This window comes from Prescottella equi (assembly GCF_002094305.1).
GTDB classification, from domain to species: Bacteria; Actinomycetota; Actinomycetes; order Mycobacteriales; family Mycobacteriaceae; genus Prescottella; species Prescottella equi.
On the sequence record NZ_LWTX01000004.1, the window covers coordinates 14,589 to 32,435 of the forward strand.

Consider the following 17,847-nt stretch of genomic DNA (forward strand, 5'->3'; position numbering starts at 1 on the left):
GTAGGTTGGGGGGCGATGACCGCAATATTGGCGGAACCCCTCTCCGAGGTCGTTGCCGCAGCCGAGAAGTTGCTCGCCCGTCGCACGGGCGCCGCTGTCCGACTCGTCGACCCAGTCGATCTCGGGGGGAGCGGCCGCACGATCGTGCTCCGAGTCCGCGTCGCCGAGAACCCGTTCTCCCTGCCCCGGACGCTCGTTCTCAAGCAGGTACGCGAATCGTCCCGCAAGGCGGCCGACCCGCGGCGGATCGAGTTCGACGGCGTCGACGACAACTCCGTCGATGTCGCCTTCCTGCGGGAAGCGGTGTCGTACCAGTTCGCCACGGCGCTCGCTACGGAGAACCGGCCCGGCGCGGAGCTGCTCGCCTACGACTTCGAGACGCGCCTGCTCGTTCTCGGCGACCTCGGCGATTCCACGCCGTTCGCGACGCTGCTCAAGCACTCCGATCCCGACTCGGTCACGAACTCGCTGATGGCGATGGCGCAGGCCCTCGGCCGGATGCACGCGGCCACGGTGGGTCGCGAAGAGGACTTCACGGCGCTGCTGCGGCGCGCCGAGGTGGCCCATTGCGGAGATGTGGTCGCGGAGCAGGCCGCAGCCTCGCTCGAGACGGTGCCGGCGCTGCTGGCCGAGCAGCTCGGGGTCGAGGTCTCGCCGGCCGTGCTCGACGTCGCGGCCCGGGCCGGCAAGCTGTTCGGCGGGGGCCGATTCCGCGCCTTCAGTCCGTCGGATCTGTGCCCGGACAACATCATCGTGAACGACGAGGGTGTCCGCTTCCTGGACTACGAATGGGGCGGCTTCCGCGACGCCACCCTCGATCTGGCTTACGCGCTCGTCTCGTTCCCCGCCTGTCTGTGCAGCATCGAGTTGTCGTACGAGCGGGCGCGGGCGATGACCGAGGCCTGGCGCGCCGAGGTCGTCGGTATGTGGCCAGCCCTCGCGGACGACGACTTCCTCACCGAGCGCGTTCTCGACGCCCAGCTCGTGTGGGTGTGGCTGAGCACCTTCCTGTTCCTGCCGGAGGATTACACGCGCATCGCGGCCGTGCGGGGCCACCAGCTCTCCGCGCCGCGAGCCGAGGCTCTGCAGGCGCGATGGGGGAGCCTGGCGACGTTCGCGGAGCAGACCGGCCACGAGGCCGTTGCGGAGCACGCCGCGCAGGTCCTCGCGCGTCTGCGCGAACGCATGCGCTGACCGACAGCTCGTCAGCCGGCGTCCGCGGAGTCTTCCCGATCCGAGGCGCCGGCGACCAGCAGCTCGACGGAGCGACGCAGGTTCTCTCGTGCCGCCTGTTCCATGCTGGGCACACCACCGCCGGGAGCCCCGTGTCCGAGCCCGCTCGCAAGAGGGAATCTCTCGGCGAAGTCGGGCGCGGCCGCGGCCAGTGCCTCCAGACGGGGATTCCACGACGGTTCTCCGGCGTCCTCGCCGGCCGACCGCGCGCGCCTCGCATCGACGATCGTCCGTGCGGCCGCGGCGGGAAGCGAGTACGCCGACGAGGCGATCGCCACGACGTCCCGGCGATCGAAGCCGTAGGGCACGAGTGTGCCGAGGAGAAGCTCGAAGGCCTGCTGCTGATGGGGTCCGAGCACCGGGCGGGCGGGCGCGATGTCGAGTAGCCACGGGTGGGCGAGATAGAGGTCCAGGAGCCGCTCGGTCCATTCGATCACCGAAACCGGGGCCGCCGTCCCGAACTCTCGGTGGGCCCGGTCGTACATCAGGTCGAGCAGTTCGTCCTTCCCGTCGACGTAGGTGTAGAGCGCCATCGCGCTACATCCGAGGCGCTTGCCGATCGCGCGCAGCGGCACCGCGGTGTCACCGCGTTCGTCGGCGATCGCGGTGGCGGTGTCGATGATCGCGGCAAGCGTCAGACCCGTCTGTGAGGTGTGTTCCTCGCCCGGGGGCGTCCACAACATCGACATCGTCCGGGACACACGCGGGTGTGCGGCCGTCGTGCCCATCCATCTCCTTACACTGTAAAGACTGCAGGTAGTAATCACTTTACAACGTAAACCCCGATTGTGTGGAGGCTGGCCGAATTGTGTCCGTTCGGCGGTTCCGACTGTGGTGTGGCGCTGGGTGGACGAGACTGGAGCGACTCGGAAGGGATTCGGCATGGACACGGGTACAGCGGACGCGGTTCTGGGTGAGATCGCTGCGGGCGGTCCGTCGCTCGTGGTGGTGGCGCATCCGGACGACGAGAGTTTCGGATTGGGCGGGGTGCTGGCCGCGCTGGCGGTGCTCGGCGCCGACATTCGCGTGTTGTGCCTGACGGCCGGCGAGGCCAGCACGCTCGGCGCTGTCGTGGACCTCGCGGAGATACGACGCGACGAGCTGTCGGCCGCCGCCGCCGGCCTCGGAATCGGCGACGTCGCTCTTCTGGACTTCCCCGACGGCGGTCTGGACGGGGTGGACCCCGACGCGCTCGACGCGGTGGTGGTCGATGCGCTCGGAACGGCCGCGACGCTGGTCGTGTTCGAGTCGAGCGGCGTCACAGGTCATCCCGACCATCGTGCGGCGACGGCGTCCGCTGTCCGCGTCGCGCGTGAACGAGGTCTGCGGGTGCTCGAGTGGGGCGTGGCACCGGCCGTCGCCGACGCACTGAACCGCGATTTCGGCGCGGCCTTCGCCGGGTTCGAGGGTGACGACGTGCTCGATGTGGCCGTCGATCGGGAGATGCAGGCTGCTGCCATCGCGTGCCACGCAAGCCAGGCCACCGACAACCCGGTCCTGCGCCGGCGTCTCGAGCTCTCGGGGCCCCTCGACCGGATCCGATCGACCACACAGCGGCGCTGACCCCGGCTCGGGGGGTGTGGGCACAAGCACATTGTCGTGGATACCCCAGGGGGTATTGTTGACGGCACGATCCGCAACATCCCCGAGGAGATTCATCGTGTGTTACCCCGTCACCTGCAAGACCTGCTCCAAGACCACGTGGGGCGGCTGCGGCCAGCACGTCGACAGCGTCATGCGGACGGTCCCGGCGAGTGAGCGTTGCACGTGCGAGAAGCCGGCCAAGTCGGGCTTCTTCGCATCGCTGTTCGGCCGCTGACCGGGCGCGTTTCGGCGGTGACGTCGTGCGCCCTGCCCGGTCCGCGCGTTCGGCGTCACACCGCGGCTGGTTGCCGGTCGGCGGAGCGGACGTCTCGACGCGACGGGTCGGGCAACGGCACCGCGTCGATCAGTGCCCGGGTGTAGGGGTCGTGGGGTGTCGTGAACACGGTATCCACCGGTCCCGCCTCGATCACCGACCCGGACCGCAGGACCGCGACCCGATCGGCGACCTGGTGGACCACCGCCAAGTCGTGGCTGACGAACAGGCATGCGAACCCCAGGTCCTGCTGGATCGCGGTGAACAATTCGAGCACCTCGGCCTGCACGGACACGTCGAGAGCGCTCGTCGGTTCGTCCGCGATGAGCAGCTTCGGCCGAAGCGCGAGAGCGCGGGCCAGCGCGATCCGCTGGCGCTGTCCACCCGAGAGTTGGTGCGGGAGGCGGTCGGCGAAGGCGGCGGGCAACCGGACGGCGTCGAGGAGTTCGAGCACGCGACGGCGGCGGTCGGCCGCGGAGCCGACGCCGTGCACGTCGAGCGGCTCGCGAACACTTGCGCCGATCGTCAGCCGGGGATCGAGGGAGGTCGCGGGATCCTGCTGGACGAACGCCACGTCGCGCCGCAGTTCGCGGAGATGCCGGGCGGTGATCTCGCCGAGATCGAGCCCTTCGACCAGCACCCGGCCCCCGGTGAGCGGTACGAGTCCCACCGCGGCCCGCCCGAGGGTGGTCTTGCCGGAACCTGATTCCCCCACGAGCCCGAGAACTTCGCCGCGGCGGACCGTGAGGCTCACCTGGTCGACGGCACGGAAGGCGGGACTTCCGTGCCGTGCCGGGTACGTGACCGTGGCCGCGTCGAACTCGAGCACGACATCGGCACCGGACGTCGGAGGCGGCGTCACGGCCGCCTCCTCGGGTAGTCGCGGAACCGCCGCCAGCAGGGATCGGGTGTACGGGTGTGTCGGGGCGTCGAACACCGCGTGCACACTGCCCGTTTCGACGACCCGGCCGGCGCGCATGACGACGACACGGTCGGCGTGCTGCGCCACGACACCCATGTTGTGAGTGATGAGCAGGATGCCCATGCCGGTTCGGGTGCGCAGGCGGTCGAGCAGCGCCAGGATCTCGGCCTGGACCGTCACGTCGAGGGCTGTGGTGGGCTCGTCGGCGACGAGCAGATCGGGTTCGCCCGCCAGGGCGAGCGCGATCGCGACCCGTTGCTTCTGCCCCCCGGACAGTTGGTGCGGGTAGTAGTCCACGCGTCGCTCGGGGTCGGGGATCTCCACCTGCCGGAGCAGGTCCACTGCCGCCGCTCGGGCGCCTGCCCTCGATGTCTTCCGGTGTGCGCGGATCGCCTCCCGTAGCTGCCAGCCGACGCGGCGTACGGGGTTCAGCGCGCTCTGCGGCTCCTGGAAGATCAGCGACACCGTGTTGCCGCGCACGCGGGCGAAGTCGGCGTCGGGGACACCGATCATTTCAGCGCCGTCGAGGACGATCGACCCTCGGGGAGTCGCGCCGTCGGGCAGAAGACCGAGGATCGCGCGGGCGGTCATGGACTTGCCGGAGCCGGATTCGCCGACCAGGGCCACGATCTCGCCGCGGTCGACGTCGAGGGAGGCGGAATCGACGGCGGGTCGTGCCGCCCCGAAGGCGATCGTCAGGTCGCGGATGTCGAGTAGTCGAGTGGTCACGAGAGTCCTTGGAATGGTGGTTCACCGCAGCCGTGACCGGGCGGCGAGGGCTTGCGAGATCAGGAGCAGTCCTAGTACCAGGACGACGACGACCGCGAGGGGGCCGACGACGAAGAACGGTGAGTGGTACGCATTCTGCGTCCCCTCCTTGATGAGGGAACCGAGCGACGGGGCCGGCGGAGTGATGCCGAGGCCGAGGAAGCTCATGGCTCCCTCGATGAACACCCCCACCGACATCGCCAGCGCGAGTTGCACTGTCAGTGGTTCGAGGCAGTTGGGCAGGACGTGTCGGCGCAGGATCCATCCCTCCTCGGCTCCGAGCGTTCTCGCGGCTTCGACGTAGGGCGCCTGCCGTACCGTGAGCACCGACGTCCGGGTCAGCCGACCGAACACCGGGATCTCCGCAAGCACGATCACCGTCGCGATCGTCCAGATGCCGGGACCGATGACCATCGTGAGCGCGATCGCGAGGACGATGGTCGGGAACGCGAGGATCAAGTCGAACGCGCGTTGGACAACGGTGTCGATCCGGCCGTCCCGGGTCGCGGCGAGGCCGAGCAGCGAACCGGTCACCGCTCCGGCCGGCACCGCCAGGAAGATCACTACGAGATCGATCCGGATGCCGTAGAGGGTCCGGGACAGGATGTCGCGCCCGACGGAGTCGGTGCCGAGGAGATGCTCACCGCTCGGTCCGAGCAGCGCCGCGCCGGCGGTCTGTTCGTCGGGTGCGTACGGTGCGAGCCAGGGCGCAGCGAGGCCGGCGAGCGCAACGATGGTCACCAGGACCACACCGGCCGACCCGCGACCCGTGCGCAACGCGGCCCAGCGACTGCGCCGATCGGTGGTGACGGCGGTCTCGTCCGGTGCGGCGTCCACAATTGCGCTCATGCGTGACCACCCAGCCGGATGCGCGGATCGAGCCAGGCGTTGACGAGATCGGTGATCAATTGGACGGCGACGAACAACCCGACGGAGAACAGCAGCATCACCTGCACCACCGGGTAGTCACGGCTCGAGATGGCCCGCTCGATCAGGTGCCCGAGTCCGGGCCAAGCGAAGATCGCCTCGACGAGAACGGTTCCGCCGAGCAGATGCCCGACCTGCATGCCCAGTACCGTGACCGTCGACGGCAGCGCATTGGGCAGGGCCTGGGTCAGCACGATGCGCCGGCGTGAGATCCCGAGCGCGCGGGCCGTGGTGACGTACGGTTCGGCGAGTTGGCTGCGCAGCGATTCGGTGAGGAACCGGGTGAGCGCTGCTGCGATCGGCAGAGCCAGGCACACGGCGGGGAGGATCAGGTACTGCACGGAGATTCCGGGGTCGTCGAGAAAGCCGCTCCTCGGCACACCTCCCGCGGGCAACACCGCCCACACCACACCGAACAGCACCACCAAAATCGTGCCGGTGACGAAATTGGGGATCGCGACGGCCACGGTGCCGAACCCGGTGACGACGCTGTTGAGCCAGCGCCGGTCGACGATCACCGAGACCGTGCTCATGGTGAAGGCGATGACGACGGCGAGCAGCAGCGCCGCCGCCGCGAGGACGACGGTGTTGCCGAGCGCGTCGAGCAGCAGGGAGCCGATGTCGCCACCGAGAATCAGCGAATGCCCGAGATCGAAGGAAGCGACACCACCGAGCCATGAGAAGTACTGGCCGACTTGGGAGCCGGTCAGACCGAGGTCGTCACGGATCGACTCGAGTGCTTTGGGAGAGGAGTCGGGGCCGGCGAGGATCTGGGCCGGGTCGCCCGGTACCAGCCGCAGCAGGGTGAAGATCACGACCGAACCGATGGCGAGCACGATCAACGCGGACGGGATCCGACGGAGGCTGTAGCGCAGCATCGTCGGTCACCCACCCAGGTAGGCGTCGCTCAGGTCGAGCTCGCCCTTCTTGGTCCAGCCCACGCCCTGGAGGGCGGCGGACGCGGCCAGCTCGTTCTCGTGGTTGAACAGGCCGATCACGAAGGCGTTGTCGAGTAGCTCGGTGTTCAGTGCGCGGTACGCGTCCTCGGCGTCAGTACTGCTCGGATCGGTGATCCCCCAGACTTTTTCGACGGCGGCCTGGTATCCGGGGTCGATGAAGTTCGACGTGTTCTTGTTCGCGTTGTAGACGTAGGCGCTGGTGGGCAGGGTTGCCGGTGTGTACTGCGCGAAGGTGTGTTCGGTGATCCACAGGCCGCCGTAGGTGCCCGCGATCAGGTTCTTGAGCGTGGTGGCCTGATCCTGGGGCTGGAGGGTGGTCTCGATCCCGACCGCGGCGAGGTCGGCCTGCACGATCTGCGCGACCGCCTCGGATTCGGTGGATCCCGCCGTGTAGGCGACGGGGATGACCGGCACGCTGCCGACCTCGCCGACCAGTGCCTTGGCCTTCTCGGTGTCGTGGTCGTACGTGCCGTTCAGGTCCGCGTCGAATGCGGGCGAATACTGCGGCCACGGCAGGTTGGCGAGATCCCCGTGCCCCTGGTAGACGTCGGCGACGATCCGGTCTCGATCCACCGCGTGGGCGATCGCCTGGCGAAGCCGGATGTCGCCGAGTCCCGGCGCCTGCACATTGGCGCCGATGTAGGCGGTGCGCTGCACACCGGTCTGGTCGACCACCCGGAAACCGGGATCGGCGCCCAGTTGGTCGGCGTCGCGGGGCGCGACGTTGAGCAGCAGGTCGAGTTGGCCGGAGCGCAGCTGCGACACCCGCGTCTGGGCGTCGGGGACGATGACGTACTCCACCCCGTCGAGGTGCGGCGCGCCGTCCCAGTACTGTTCGTTGACGTCGAACGTGATCGACGCTCCCGGCTTCCAGGCGGCGAACCGGAACGCACCGGTCCCGTTGTACCCCTTGCCGGTATCGAGGTCGGGCAGTGTGTCGACGTCGATGATCGGCATGACGTCGAAGAGGTCGAGGAAGTTGCCGGCGGGCCTGGCAAGCGTGAGCGTGATCGCGTGCGGATCGCTGGTGTCGAAGCCCGTGACCAGGGCGGCTGTGCGGGCGAGCTGCCCGGATCGGGCCGGATCGGCGTACGTCCGGATGCTGGACTCGACGTCCGCCGAGGTGAACGGCTTGCCGTTGTGGAAGGTGACGTCGTCGCGCAACTCCAGGTGCACGGACAGCTTGTCCTCGGAGACCGTCCAGGACGTCGCCAGTTTCGGCTGCGGATCGAGGCTGTCGGCGGGGTAGCGGATGAGGGTGTCGTAGACCAGTCCGGTGATGGTGGCCTGCGCGGGGGCGCCCGAGTACAGCGACGCGGGGGTCAGATCACCACCGTCACCGATTCGAAGGATACCGCCCTCCGTGACCTCGGTACGGGTGTCGGCGCCGGCCTGGTCGACCGCGGAGTTGCACCCCGCGGCGCCGAGGACGCCGACGACGGACAGGACGAGGGCTCCCAGTAGGGAGCGACTCCGGGGGAGCGCGGGACGGCTGAACACAGGGGGTCCTTTCGGGGCCGTGTGGAGGTGAACTCGCAGGGGCGAGGTGGGGGCGTCGATCGGGATGTCGGCGCGCCTGGGCTGAAAAGCTCCGAGGATCAAAGTAATTGGGAGGAATTAAATTGCGGAGGTATCGGATCCACGTGCGTCGAATCCTTTACAGGGCCGCTCACAGGACCGTCGCGCGGTCAGTGCGTGACGAGCTCCGCCGCGAGCCGCTGAGCGTCGGTGGGCCGGCCGCCGGCTGCTTCGGTCTCGAGAGTGACCTCGCCGATCCGACCGGTGTACCGGTACTCGTCGCCGCGGGCGTAGTCGGAGGTGACCGGCGTGCCCGGGTTCGCACCCACCGTCAGCCGACCGGACCCGAACAGGGCCGTGCGTTCGACGCGACCCTCCCCGACGATCCGACCGTCGACGAGGATGCGACCGGTCCCGCCCCGCCCGATGCCTCCGCCGTCATAGGCGAACAGGTACTCGAGCAGGTGTTCGCCGGCCGCGAGCGACTCGGTGGCGCGTACGTGCGTGGTGACCACACTGCACAGGTTGTGGGCGAACGTCACCACCCCTTCCCGGACGTAGAAGGACAGCCCGTTGAAGGAGTTGCCCAGGCTCACCAGAACGCCGTCGGACTCGGCACTGTCGGCCACTACGGGCACGCTCAGCCGAAACGACGTGTTCGATGTGCTGGGGAATGCGGCGGTCGGTAGTCGCCGTGTGCCGGCCGGCACGGTGACCCGCCCGCCCAGGTCGGGGACGCGGCGCCCTGCGACGGCCGCGTCCATGCGTTCGATGCCTCGGTCGTCGAGCGGCAGCACCTGGTGTAGCCGTGCCTGCTCCAGGAACAGCTCTTGCAGCGCGGCCAGCCGTTCCGGGTACTCGGAGGCCAGATCGGTGGCCTGGGAGAAGTCACGGGTGATGTCGTACAGCTCCCACGTGTCCTGGTCGAACGGGATGGGGTCGGTTCGCGACAGGTCCCACGGAGAACGGTGCTTGGTGACCGCGGTCCAGCCGTCGTGGAAGATCCCGCGGTTGCCGAAGATCTCGAAGTACTGGGTGAGGTGCCGGTCCGGCGCGGCGCCGTCGCGCAGGGCGTACAGCATCGAGGTGCCCTCGATGGGGCGCTGGGCGATCCCGTCGACCCGGTCGGGATGCGGGATCCCGGCGGCCTCCAGAATGGTCGGTGCCACGTCGATGACGTGGTGCCATTGTGTGCGGACGCCACCTCGATCGGAGATCCCCTTGGGCCAGTGCACGACGAGCCCGTTGCGCGTTCCACCGAAGTGCGACGCGACCTGCTTCGTCCACTGGAAGGGGGTGTCCATCGCCAGGGCCCAACCGACGGGGTAGTTCACGTAGCTGGTCGGACCCCCGATCTCGTCGAGGCGATCCCGAATCTCGGCGGCGGTTTCCGGCAGTCCGTTGTAGGTCCGCGACTCGTTGAACGTGCCCGTCAGGCGTCCCTCGCAGGACGCGCCGTTGTCGCCCAGGATGTAGAAGACCACCGTGTTCTCGAGCTCCCCGGCGGCGCGGAGAAACTCGACCAGCCGACCGACCTGCTCGTCGGTGTGCTCGGCGAACGCCGCGTACATCTCCATGAGCCGTTCCGCGACGACGCGACCGTCGTCGTCGAGCTCGTCCCAGTGCGGGGCGCCGTCGGGCCAGGGCGACAGGAGCGTGCCGGGCGGGACGACGCCCAGCTCCTTCTGCCGCTCGAGGGTCTGCTCACGTTGCGCGTCCCAGCCGTGGCCGAACTTCCCGCGGTACCGGTCCCGCCACGAATCCGGAACCTGGAAGGGGGAGTGGGTGGCGCCGAAGGGCAGGTAGGCGAACCAGGGACGGTCCTTGTCCACGTCGCGCACCGATCGGATCCAGTCCCTGGTCTTGTCGACGAGGTCCTCGGAGAGGTGATAACCCTGCTCCGGCGTCGACGGCGGCTCCACCTGCGCGGTGCCGGAGTACAGGTTCGGGTGGAATTGATCGTCGGCCCCGCCGATGATCCCGTAGAAGGTGTCGAAGCCCTCCCGAGTCGGCCAGTGCGTGAACGGGCCGACGGGAGTGATCTCGTCCTGCGGGATCTGGTGCCACTTGCCGAACACGCCGGTCGCGTAGCCGTTCTCCCGCAGGGTCCGCGCCAGCGGAGCGGCGTCCAGCGGTCGGACACCCGTGTAGCCCGGTGCGCTGGAGGAGAAATCGGTGACGACTCCCATTCCCACGCTGTGGTGGTTTCGCCCCGTGAGCAGCGCCGCCCGCGTCGGTGAGCAGATCGCCGTGGTGTGGAAGCGGTTGAACCTCAGCCCGTCGGCCGCCAACTGCTCGGCCACCGGCATCGAGCACGGCCCGCCGAAGGCCGACGAGGCACCGAAGCCCATGTCGTCGAGCAGAATCACCAGCACGTTGGGTGCACCCTGGGGTGCGGTCACTCTCGGGGGCCCGGGGAAGGGCACCTGCTGATCGCGGACGTCGTGCGCGGCGTCGACGGTCTCCGGGGTGAGGTGAATCGGTAGCTGAGTGCGATCCATCGGGGCTCTCCTCTGTTCTGAACGAACCGTCGCGCGCCGGTCCGAGAGGTCCGGGAATTCGCCCGGTAGGTGCTGAAGCTGCTGCCGCTGACGTCGAGCCGCCGCGGGTGACGACCGGTGGCGAATCGGATTCGAGAAGTGCGCCGCGGTGCCGCAATTCTCCTCCGTCGCGAAGGCGCCGAAGGTGAATTGCGCTCGGTTCCTTCCCCGGTCCAGGTGGGTCAGGCGTCGAAGCCGGGGAAACGGTCGGGGGTGTCGACGACCGAGAAATGCGACGCGTCGCCGGTGAGGATGCGGCTGGCATCCCCGTCGACCGATACCGGGACGTCGCCGGCCAGGGTCACCCGGTGCACGCTGCGCTTGTGGGTGCCGAAGTCCGCGATGCCGTAGTGCTGGGTCGCGCGGTTGTCCCAGATCACCAGATCGCCCGGCGCCCAGGCCCAGCGCAACGTGTTCTCGAGCCGAACGACGCGCTCCTGCAGGAGCTGGAACAGTGCAGCCGACTCGTTGGTCTTGAGTCCCACGAAGTTCTTGACGAAATGACCGAGGAGCAGCGACCGCTCGCCGGTTTCGGGATGCACGCGCACGACCGGGTGCTCGATCTCGAACTTCAGGCGCGTGAAGTTCTGCATCGTCTCGTGACGGTTGACCGCGATGCCCTTGCGGTCGGCGTGTACGCCTGCGTAGTCGTACTCGTTCGAGTGCACCGCCCACAGGCTGTCGACGAGGGCCTTCAGGGGGGCGGGAAGCTGCTCGTAAGCCGCGGTGGTCGAGGCCCACGTGGTGGCGCCACCGTAGGGCGGGATGTCGACCGCTCGCAGGATCGATGCCTTCGGGATCCGGTCGACGAAGCTGACGTCGGTGTGCCAGCTGTTGGCGGCGCCCTCGATGACGAGCGTCCGGTTGTCCTCGGACGTCAGCGTCGGATGGGTGGTGGTCTGCGAGCCGAGGGTGCCGGCGAACCGGTACTGGATGTCGTCGGTGACGTGGTGCTGGCCGCGGAAGACGACGACCTTGTTCGCGGCGAGGGCGTAGCGGATCGCGTACGCGGTCTCGGCGGGGATGTCCCCGGAGACGTGCACGCCCTCGATCAGGGCGCCGATGTTCTCGCCGAGTCGGGTGACGGTGATGCCGCCGGCGGCGTAGATGTCGTGCGCGGTGGACGGGCGGGTCTCGACGGTGGTCACGATTGCTCCTCTGCTGTGGGTGACGGGTACGGCCTGTGCTGTGTCAGCGCGCGGGGACGGGTGCCTCGGGCGCGACCTCGATGCGATGGATCCGACGCGGCTCGTCGCCGTAGTCGTAGATGGCGTTGTGCTGGACGAAGTGGTTGTCCCAGACAGCGATGTCCCCTACGCTCCAGCGGCGGCGGACGGTGAACTCGGGCCTGATCGACACCGTCTTCAGCAGTCCGAGCAGCGCCCGGCTCTCGTCCTCGGTGACCCCGTCGATCGCGGAAGTGAAGAGGTCGTTGACGAACAGCGCCTCGCGTCCTGTCTCCGGATGCCGGATCACCAGCGGGTGCCTCGCCTCGGGGACGTTCGGCAGTGGCGCGATCCGATGCGTCGCAGTGAGTCCGTACAGCGCTTCGCGGATCGGGGGCGAGAGTGCGTCGAGCGCCGCGTACTGGTTGGACCACAGCGTGTCGCCGCCGACCTCCGGGAGCACCTGCATGTGCAGGATGCTGAAACGTGACGGCTCGGCTCTCCACGCGACGTCGCAGTGCCAACGGTTGGCCTGGTAGGCGCTGCCGTTGTCGGTGCTGATCACACTGATCTCGCGGTAGCCCTCGTCGCCGAGGTGAGCGAGGTGCTCGTGCGGATACACGATGTCGCCGAAGTGCTGCGCGAAAGCCCGGTGGGTGGCGGGGTCGACGCCCTGCTCGGGGAAGAACAGCACCCCGTGGTCGTGCAGGGCCGTCCGGACGAGCTCGACGTCGGCGCCGGACAGGGCGGCCACGTGGAGACCGCGCACCTCGGCGCCGATCGCTCCGGCCAACGGTGTGACGGTCACCGTGGCGGCTTCGAGTGTCGTCATCGGTCGTCCTCGAATCTGTGTGGGGGACTGGGATGATCGTCAAAGTAATTGCCGAGTATTAATTTCTGGAATGGATTCGCTCCGTGTGCGTCCAGGGGTTTACAGATCGGCGGCCGCGCGATATTCGTGAGCGCAGGACGCGCTTCGGCGTCGGCACGTCGACCCGAGATCCGACGCGATTAGGGTGAGCAGCCATGACTGCCAGACGCGGCCGCTACAGCGCCGGCCAGGAAACGCGCGTCCTCCTGGTGGAGACAGCCGAACGGTTGTTCGCCCAGCGCGGCTACGACGCCGTCACGCTCGCCGAGATCCGCAGTGCCGCAGGTCAACACAATGCATCGGTGATCGGCTACTACTTCGGGTCGAAGGAGAAACTGCTCGAAGCGGTCCTCGAGCACCGCCTGCCGGCCGTCAACGCGCACCGCGAGCGGATGATCGGCGAGCGGAGGACCGCCGACGGTCGGCTGACCGTTCGCGACGCCCTGTGGTGCCTCGTGCAACCGCTCGCCGACAGCGTGCGCGAGGGAAATCACTACGTCGGCCTGCTCGACCGGCTGCTGGACGCCGAGATCCTGGGAAGCGTGTTCGGCTCCGCGGATCCCACCGTGACCGCGAGTGGCCTCGCCGTGGACCAGGCTCTACGCGAGGCCCTCGATGATCTTCGGGACGAGGTCCGCCTGCAGCGGATCATGATGGTCTACGAGAGCGCGCTGCGGACGCTGGCGCGAATCGCCCGCTCGAGCGGGTCCCCCGATCGCGGCGAGCTCTCGGCGTGCATCGACGCCTGGGTGGGGTTGCTGCGTGCGCCGACGTCCGACGAGACCCTCCGTGCGCGCGCTCACTCCTGAGTGCAGCCGGCTCGGTGCGTCGGTGTCGGCTAGTAGCGTCGGGGCGTGACTGATTTCTTCGGCGACACGGACCCGGGCAGCGATACGGGCCTGTTCGAGGCCCCCGCCGCCGAGCCGGAACCCGAGCCCCTCACGTCGGTTCCGCGCTCGGCGCCGACGTCTCATCCCGGGGCCCCGCTGGCCGTTCGGATGCGGCCCGCGGCGCTGTCCGAGGTAGTCGGCCAGCAGCATCTGCTCGCACCGGGGGCCCCGCTGCGCCGTCTCGTCGAAGGCTCCGGCGCCTCGTCGGTGCTGCTCTACGGCCCGCCCGGCACCGGGAAGACCACGCTGGCGTCGCTCATCTCCGGTGCCACCGGCCGCAAGTTCGAGGCGTTGTCTGCGCTGTCGGCGGGTGTGAAAGAAGTGCGGGGCGTCATCGAACTGGCCCGCCGACGCCTGCTCCAGGGTGAGCAGACGGTCCTGTTCATCGACGAGGTCCATCGCTTCTCCAAGACCCAGCAGGATGCGTTGCTCGCCGCGGTCGAGAACCGCATCGTGTTGCTCGTCGCGGCCACCACGGAGAACCCGTCGTTCTCGGTGGTCTCGCCGCTGCTGTCGAGGTCGTTGGTGCTGCAGCTGCAGTCCCTCACGTCCGACGACATCCGGCTGGTCATCGAACGGGCCCGCGCCGACGAGCGGGGGCTCGGCGGCTCCGTCGAGATCGCCGACGACGCGCTCGAGCACCTGGTCCGGTTGGCCGCCGGTGACGCGCGCCGGGCGTTGACCGCCCTGGAAGCGGCGGCCGGCACGGCGCTGGATCGGACCGACGAGCGCCCGGCGCTGCTCGACCTCGAGACCGTCGAATCGAGCGTCGACAAGGCTGCCGTCCGCTACGACCGCGACGGCGACCAGCACTACGACGTCATCAGCGCGTTCATCAAATCCATCCGTGGCTCCGACGTCGACGCCGCGCTGCACTACCTGGCCCGGATGATCACGGCAGGGGAGGATCCGCGGTTCATCGCCCGCCGGCTCGTCGTGCATGCCAGCGAGGACATCGGCATGGCCGACCCGACGGCGCTGCAGACCGCGACCGCCGCGGCGCAGGCGGTGCAGCTCATCGGGATGCCGGAGGCGCGGCTCGCCCTGGCGCAGGCCACCATCCATCTCGCGACCGCGCCCAAGTCCGGAGCGGTGATCGCGGCGCTGGGCGCGGCGATGGCGGACGTCGCGGCCGGTAAGGCAGGTCTCGTGCCGCCGCACCTGCGGGACGGTCACTACGCCGGCGCCGCCCAGCTCGGGAACGCGGTCGGTTACAAGTACCCGCACGACCACGCCGACGGTGTCCTTCCACAGCAGTACCCGCCGGACGAGCTGGTGGGTGTCGACTACTACGAACCGACCACTCACGGCGCCGAGAGGGAGATCTCGGCGCGGGTCGGGAAGCTCCGGAGGATCGTGCGCGGACGCTGATCCGCGGTTCGGTCGACCACCTCGGTCGCCGCCGAATAAATGGCGAGCGCCGGGGCGTTAAGCTTGCCCATGGCTGATTCGCGCCTCGGTGCCGATATCTGCTTGCCGAACACTGTGACATTTCGACGGACATACGTTAGGACGAACCCAGGTGCAGACCCACGAGATCCGTAGGCGCTTCCTCGACCATTTCGTCAAGGCGGGCCACACCGAGGTGCCCAGCGCCTCGCTGATCTTCGACGATCCGAACCTGCTGTTCGTCAACGCCGGCATGGTGCAGTTCAAGCCGTTCTTCCTCGGCCAGCAGACTCCGCCCTACGACACCGCGACCAGCGTGCAGAAGTGTGTGCGCACCGGTGACATCGAGAACGTCGGCGTCACCACCCGCCACAACACGTTCTTCCAGATGGCCGGCAACTTCAGCTTCGGCGACTACTTCAAGCGCGGCGCGATCAAGCATGCGTGGGCGCTGTTGACGAACAGCGTCGAGGACGGCGGCTACGGCTTCGATCCCGAGCGGCTGTGGGTCACCGTCTACCTCGACGACGACGAGGCCCGCGACATCTGGAAGGAAGAGGCCGGCATCCCCGACGAGCGCATCCAGCGCCGTGGCATGGCCGACAACTACTGGTCGATGGGCGTGCCCGGCCCGTGCGGCCCCTGCTCGGAGATCTACTACGACCGCGGTCCCGAGTACGGTGCCGAGGGTGGCCCCGAGGCCGACGAGGACCGCTACCTCGAGATCTGGAACCTCGTGTTCATGCAGAACGAGCGAGGGGAGGGCACCGGGAAGGACGACTTCGAGATCCTCGGCCCGCTGCCCAAGCAGAACATCGACACCGGTATGGGTGTCGAGCGTGTCGCGTTCCTGCTGCAGGGCGTCGACAACGTCTACGAGACCGACCTGGTCCGTCCCGTGATCACCAAGGCCGAGGAGCTGTCGGGCCGCACGTACGGCACCGACCCCGAGGCCGACGTCCGCTTCCGCGTCATCGCCGACCACGCGCGTACCGCTGTGATGCTGATCGCCGACGGCGTCAACCCGGGCAACGAGGGCCGTGGCTACGTGCTCCGCCGCCTGCTGCGGCGCATCATCCGGTCGGCGAAGCTGCTCGGCGCCGAGAAGCCCAGCATGCGCGAATTCGTGACCGTCGTGCGCGACACGATGTCCCAGTCGTACCCGGAACTCGCCACCGACTTCGACCGCATCGTCGGTGTCGCCGTGGGTGAGGAGACCGCGTTCCTGCGCACCATCGCGGCCGGCTCGAAGATGTTCGAGGCCGAGGCCGACGAGGTGAAGGCCGCGGGCAGGAAGGTCTTCGGCGGCAACGAGGCGTTCGTGCTCCACGACACCTACGGTTTCCCGATCGACCTGACGCTCGAGATGGCGGCCGAGGCCGGCCTGAGCGTCGACGAGGACGGCTTCCGCTCGCTGATGGCCGAACAGCGGAAGCGAGCCAAGGAGGATGCGCAGGCACGCAAGCACGCGCACACCGATCTCACGGTCTACAAGGAGTTCGTCGACCGCGGCGCCACGGAGTTCACCGGCTTCAACGAGCTGGTGTCCGAGGCGCACGTGCTGGCGCTCATCTCGAACGGTGTGCGCGTCCCCACGGCGACCGCCGGCCAGGACGTCGAGGTCATCCTCGACCGCAGCCCGCTGTACGCGGAGTCGGGCGGCCAGATCGCCGACATCGGCACGATCACCGCGAACGGTCTGCGGGTCAAGGTCAACGACGTGCAGAAGATCGCCAAGAAGGTATGGGTCCACAAGGTCTCGGTGACCGAGGGACAGATCACCGAGGGCGACGTCGTCCTCGTGCAGGTCGACCCGGAGTGGCGCAAGGGCGCGACGCAGGGCCACTCCGGCACCCACATGGTGCATGCCGCGCTGCGACAGGTGCTCGGCCCCAATGCCGTTCAGGCCGGTTCGCTCAACAAGCCGGGCTATCTGCGTTTCGACTTCAACTGGCAGGGCCAGCTGTCGGAGTCGCAGAAGCAGGAGATCGAGGTCGTCACCAACGAGGCCGTCGCCGCCAACCACGCGGTCAACACCTTCGTCACCGATCTGGACAAGGCGAAGCAGATGGGCGCGATGGCGCTCTTCGGCGAGAACTACGGCGACGAGGTGCGCGTCGTGGAGATCGGCGGACCGTTCTCGATGGAGCTGTGCGGCGGCACGCACGTGCAGACGTCGGCGCAGATCGGTCCGGTCACGCTGCTCGGTGAGTCCTCCGTCGGCTCCGGCGTGCGACGCGTCGAAGCGTTCGTCGGTCTCGACTCGTACCGCTACCTGGCCAAGGAGCGCGCGCTCCTCGCCGGGGTCGCGTCGTCGCTCAAGGTGCCGTCGGAGGAGGTCCCGGGTCGTGTCGAGGCACTCGTCGAGCGGCTGAAGGCGGCCGAGAAGGAACTCGAGGCCACCAAGGCGGCCGCGGTGCTGGCGTCGGCGGGCACGTTCGTCGACAAGGCGCACCGCTTCGGCGAGGTGCTTCTCGTCGCCGAGCAGGCACCCGACGGTGTCGCCGGAAACGACCTGCGTGGTCTGGTCAGCGACATCCGGGGCCGGTTCGGCACGCAGCCCGCTGTGGTGGTGCTGCTCGGCAACGCCGACGGCAAGGTGCCGTTCGTCGTCGCCACCACCAAGGCGGCCCAGGATCTCGGCATCAAGGCCGGTGAGCTGGTGTCGAGCTTCGGCCCGCAGATCGGTGGCCGCGGCGGCGGCAAGGCGGACATGGCGCAGGGCTCCGGCTCCGACGTCTCCGGAATCCCGGCGGCGCTCGAGGGCGTGCGGGGCCGGGTCGCCGAGCTGGCAGGAAACTCCTAG

General features: G+C 68.7%; 14 protein-coding genes. 6 read left to right on the forward strand and 8 right to left on the reverse strand.

From position 1 onward, the window contains the following. Positions 1-15: 15 nt before the first annotated feature. A complete protein-coding gene (locus A6I89_RS12270; RefSeq protein WP_005513479.1) occupies positions 16-1,194 on the forward strand; it encodes a hypothetical protein in 1,179 nt (392 codons plus the stop codon). A gap of 11 nt (positions 1,195-1,205) precedes the next feature. On the opposite strand, the gene A6I89_RS12275 is transcribed toward A6I89_RS12270, so the two are convergent. Beyond that, entirely contained in the window at positions 1,206-1,961 is a 756-nt protein-coding gene (locus A6I89_RS12275) for a TetR/AcrR family transcriptional regulator (RefSeq protein WP_022595695.1), read from the reverse strand. A gap of 154 nt (positions 1,962-2,115) precedes the next feature. Here A6I89_RS12275 and A6I89_RS12280 point away from each other — a divergent pair, with 154 nt between their 5' ends. Together A6I89_RS12280 and A6I89_RS24625 are read left to right on the forward strand one after the other, a co-directional pair. Further along, positions 2,116-2,796 carry a PIG-L deacetylase family protein gene (locus A6I89_RS12280; protein WP_022595696.1) on the forward strand — a complete coding sequence of 227 codons (681 nt, stop codon included), beginning with the start codon at positions 2,116-2,118 and terminating at the stop codon, positions 2,794-2,796. Positions 2,797-2,893: 97 nt separating this feature from the next. Beyond that, positions 2,894-3,052 carry a hypothetical protein gene (locus A6I89_RS24625; RefSeq protein ID WP_013415898.1) on the forward strand — a complete coding sequence of 53 codons (159 nt, stop codon included), beginning with the start codon at positions 2,894-2,896 and terminating at the stop codon, positions 3,050-3,052. Positions 3,053-3,107: 55 nt separating this feature from the next. On the opposite strand, the gene A6I89_RS12285 is transcribed toward A6I89_RS24625, so the two are convergent. The 7 genes from A6I89_RS12285 to A6I89_RS12315 all read right to left on the reverse strand — a co-directional run bounded on the left by A6I89_RS12285 (position 3,108) and on the right by A6I89_RS12315 (position 12,723). Next, entirely contained in the window at positions 3,108-4,742 is a 1,635-nt protein-coding gene (locus tag A6I89_RS12285; RefSeq protein WP_022595697.1) for an ABC transporter ATP-binding protein, read from the reverse strand. 21 nt (positions 4,743-4,763) lie between these two features. Further along, positions 4,764-5,630: an ABC transporter permease gene (locus tag A6I89_RS12290; RefSeq protein WP_044990945.1), complete on the reverse strand. Its 867-nt coding sequence runs from the start codon at positions 5,628-5,630 to the stop codon at positions 4,764-4,766. Next, a complete protein-coding gene (locus A6I89_RS12295) occupies positions 5,627-6,586 on the reverse strand; it encodes an ABC transporter permease (RefSeq protein ID WP_022595699.1) in 960 nt (319 codons plus the stop codon). The genes A6I89_RS12290 and A6I89_RS12295 overlap by 4 nt, the downstream gene beginning before the upstream one ends. A 6-nt stretch (positions 6,587-6,592) precedes the next feature. Next, positions 6,593-8,167 carry an ABC transporter substrate-binding protein gene (locus A6I89_RS12300; protein WP_022595701.1) on the reverse strand — a complete coding sequence of 525 codons (1,575 nt, stop codon included), beginning with the start codon at positions 8,165-8,167 and terminating at the stop codon, positions 6,593-6,595. A gap of 188 nt (positions 8,168-8,355) precedes the next feature. Next, positions 8,356-10,686, reverse strand: coding sequence for an arylsulfatase (locus A6I89_RS12305; protein ID WP_022595703.1), 2,331 nt, complete (start codon positions 10,684-10,686; stop codon positions 8,356-8,358). Positions 10,687-10,907: 221 nt separating this feature from the next. Beyond that, a complete protein-coding gene (locus tag A6I89_RS12310) occupies positions 10,908-11,873 on the reverse strand; it encodes a TauD/TfdA dioxygenase family protein (protein ID WP_022595705.1) in 966 nt (321 codons plus the stop codon). Positions 11,874-11,916: 43 nt separating this feature from the next. Next, positions 11,917-12,723, reverse strand: coding sequence for a TauD/TfdA dioxygenase family protein (locus A6I89_RS12315; RefSeq protein ID WP_005513467.1), 807 nt, complete (start codon positions 12,721-12,723; stop codon positions 11,917-11,919). A gap of 194 nt (positions 12,724-12,917) precedes the next feature. Here A6I89_RS12315 and A6I89_RS12320 point away from each other — a divergent pair, with 194 nt between their 5' ends. From A6I89_RS12320 to alaS, 3 genes are all read left to right on the forward strand, one after another. Further along, positions 12,918-13,571: a TetR/AcrR family transcriptional regulator gene (locus A6I89_RS12320; RefSeq protein ID WP_005513465.1), complete on the forward strand. Its 654-nt coding sequence runs from the start codon at positions 12,918-12,920 to the stop codon at positions 13,569-13,571. Positions 13,572-13,616: 45 nt separating this feature from the next. Beyond that, positions 13,617-15,023 (forward strand): replication-associated recombination protein A, encoded by a 1,407-nt coding sequence (locus A6I89_RS12325; RefSeq protein ID WP_013415906.1) that lies wholly within the window; start codon positions 13,617-13,619, stop codon positions 15,021-15,023. 151 nt (positions 15,024-15,174) lie between these two features. Beyond that, positions 15,175-17,847 (forward strand): alanine--tRNA ligase, encoded by a 2,673-nt coding sequence (gene alaS, locus A6I89_RS12330; protein WP_005513463.1) that lies wholly within the window; start codon positions 15,175-15,177, stop codon positions 17,845-17,847.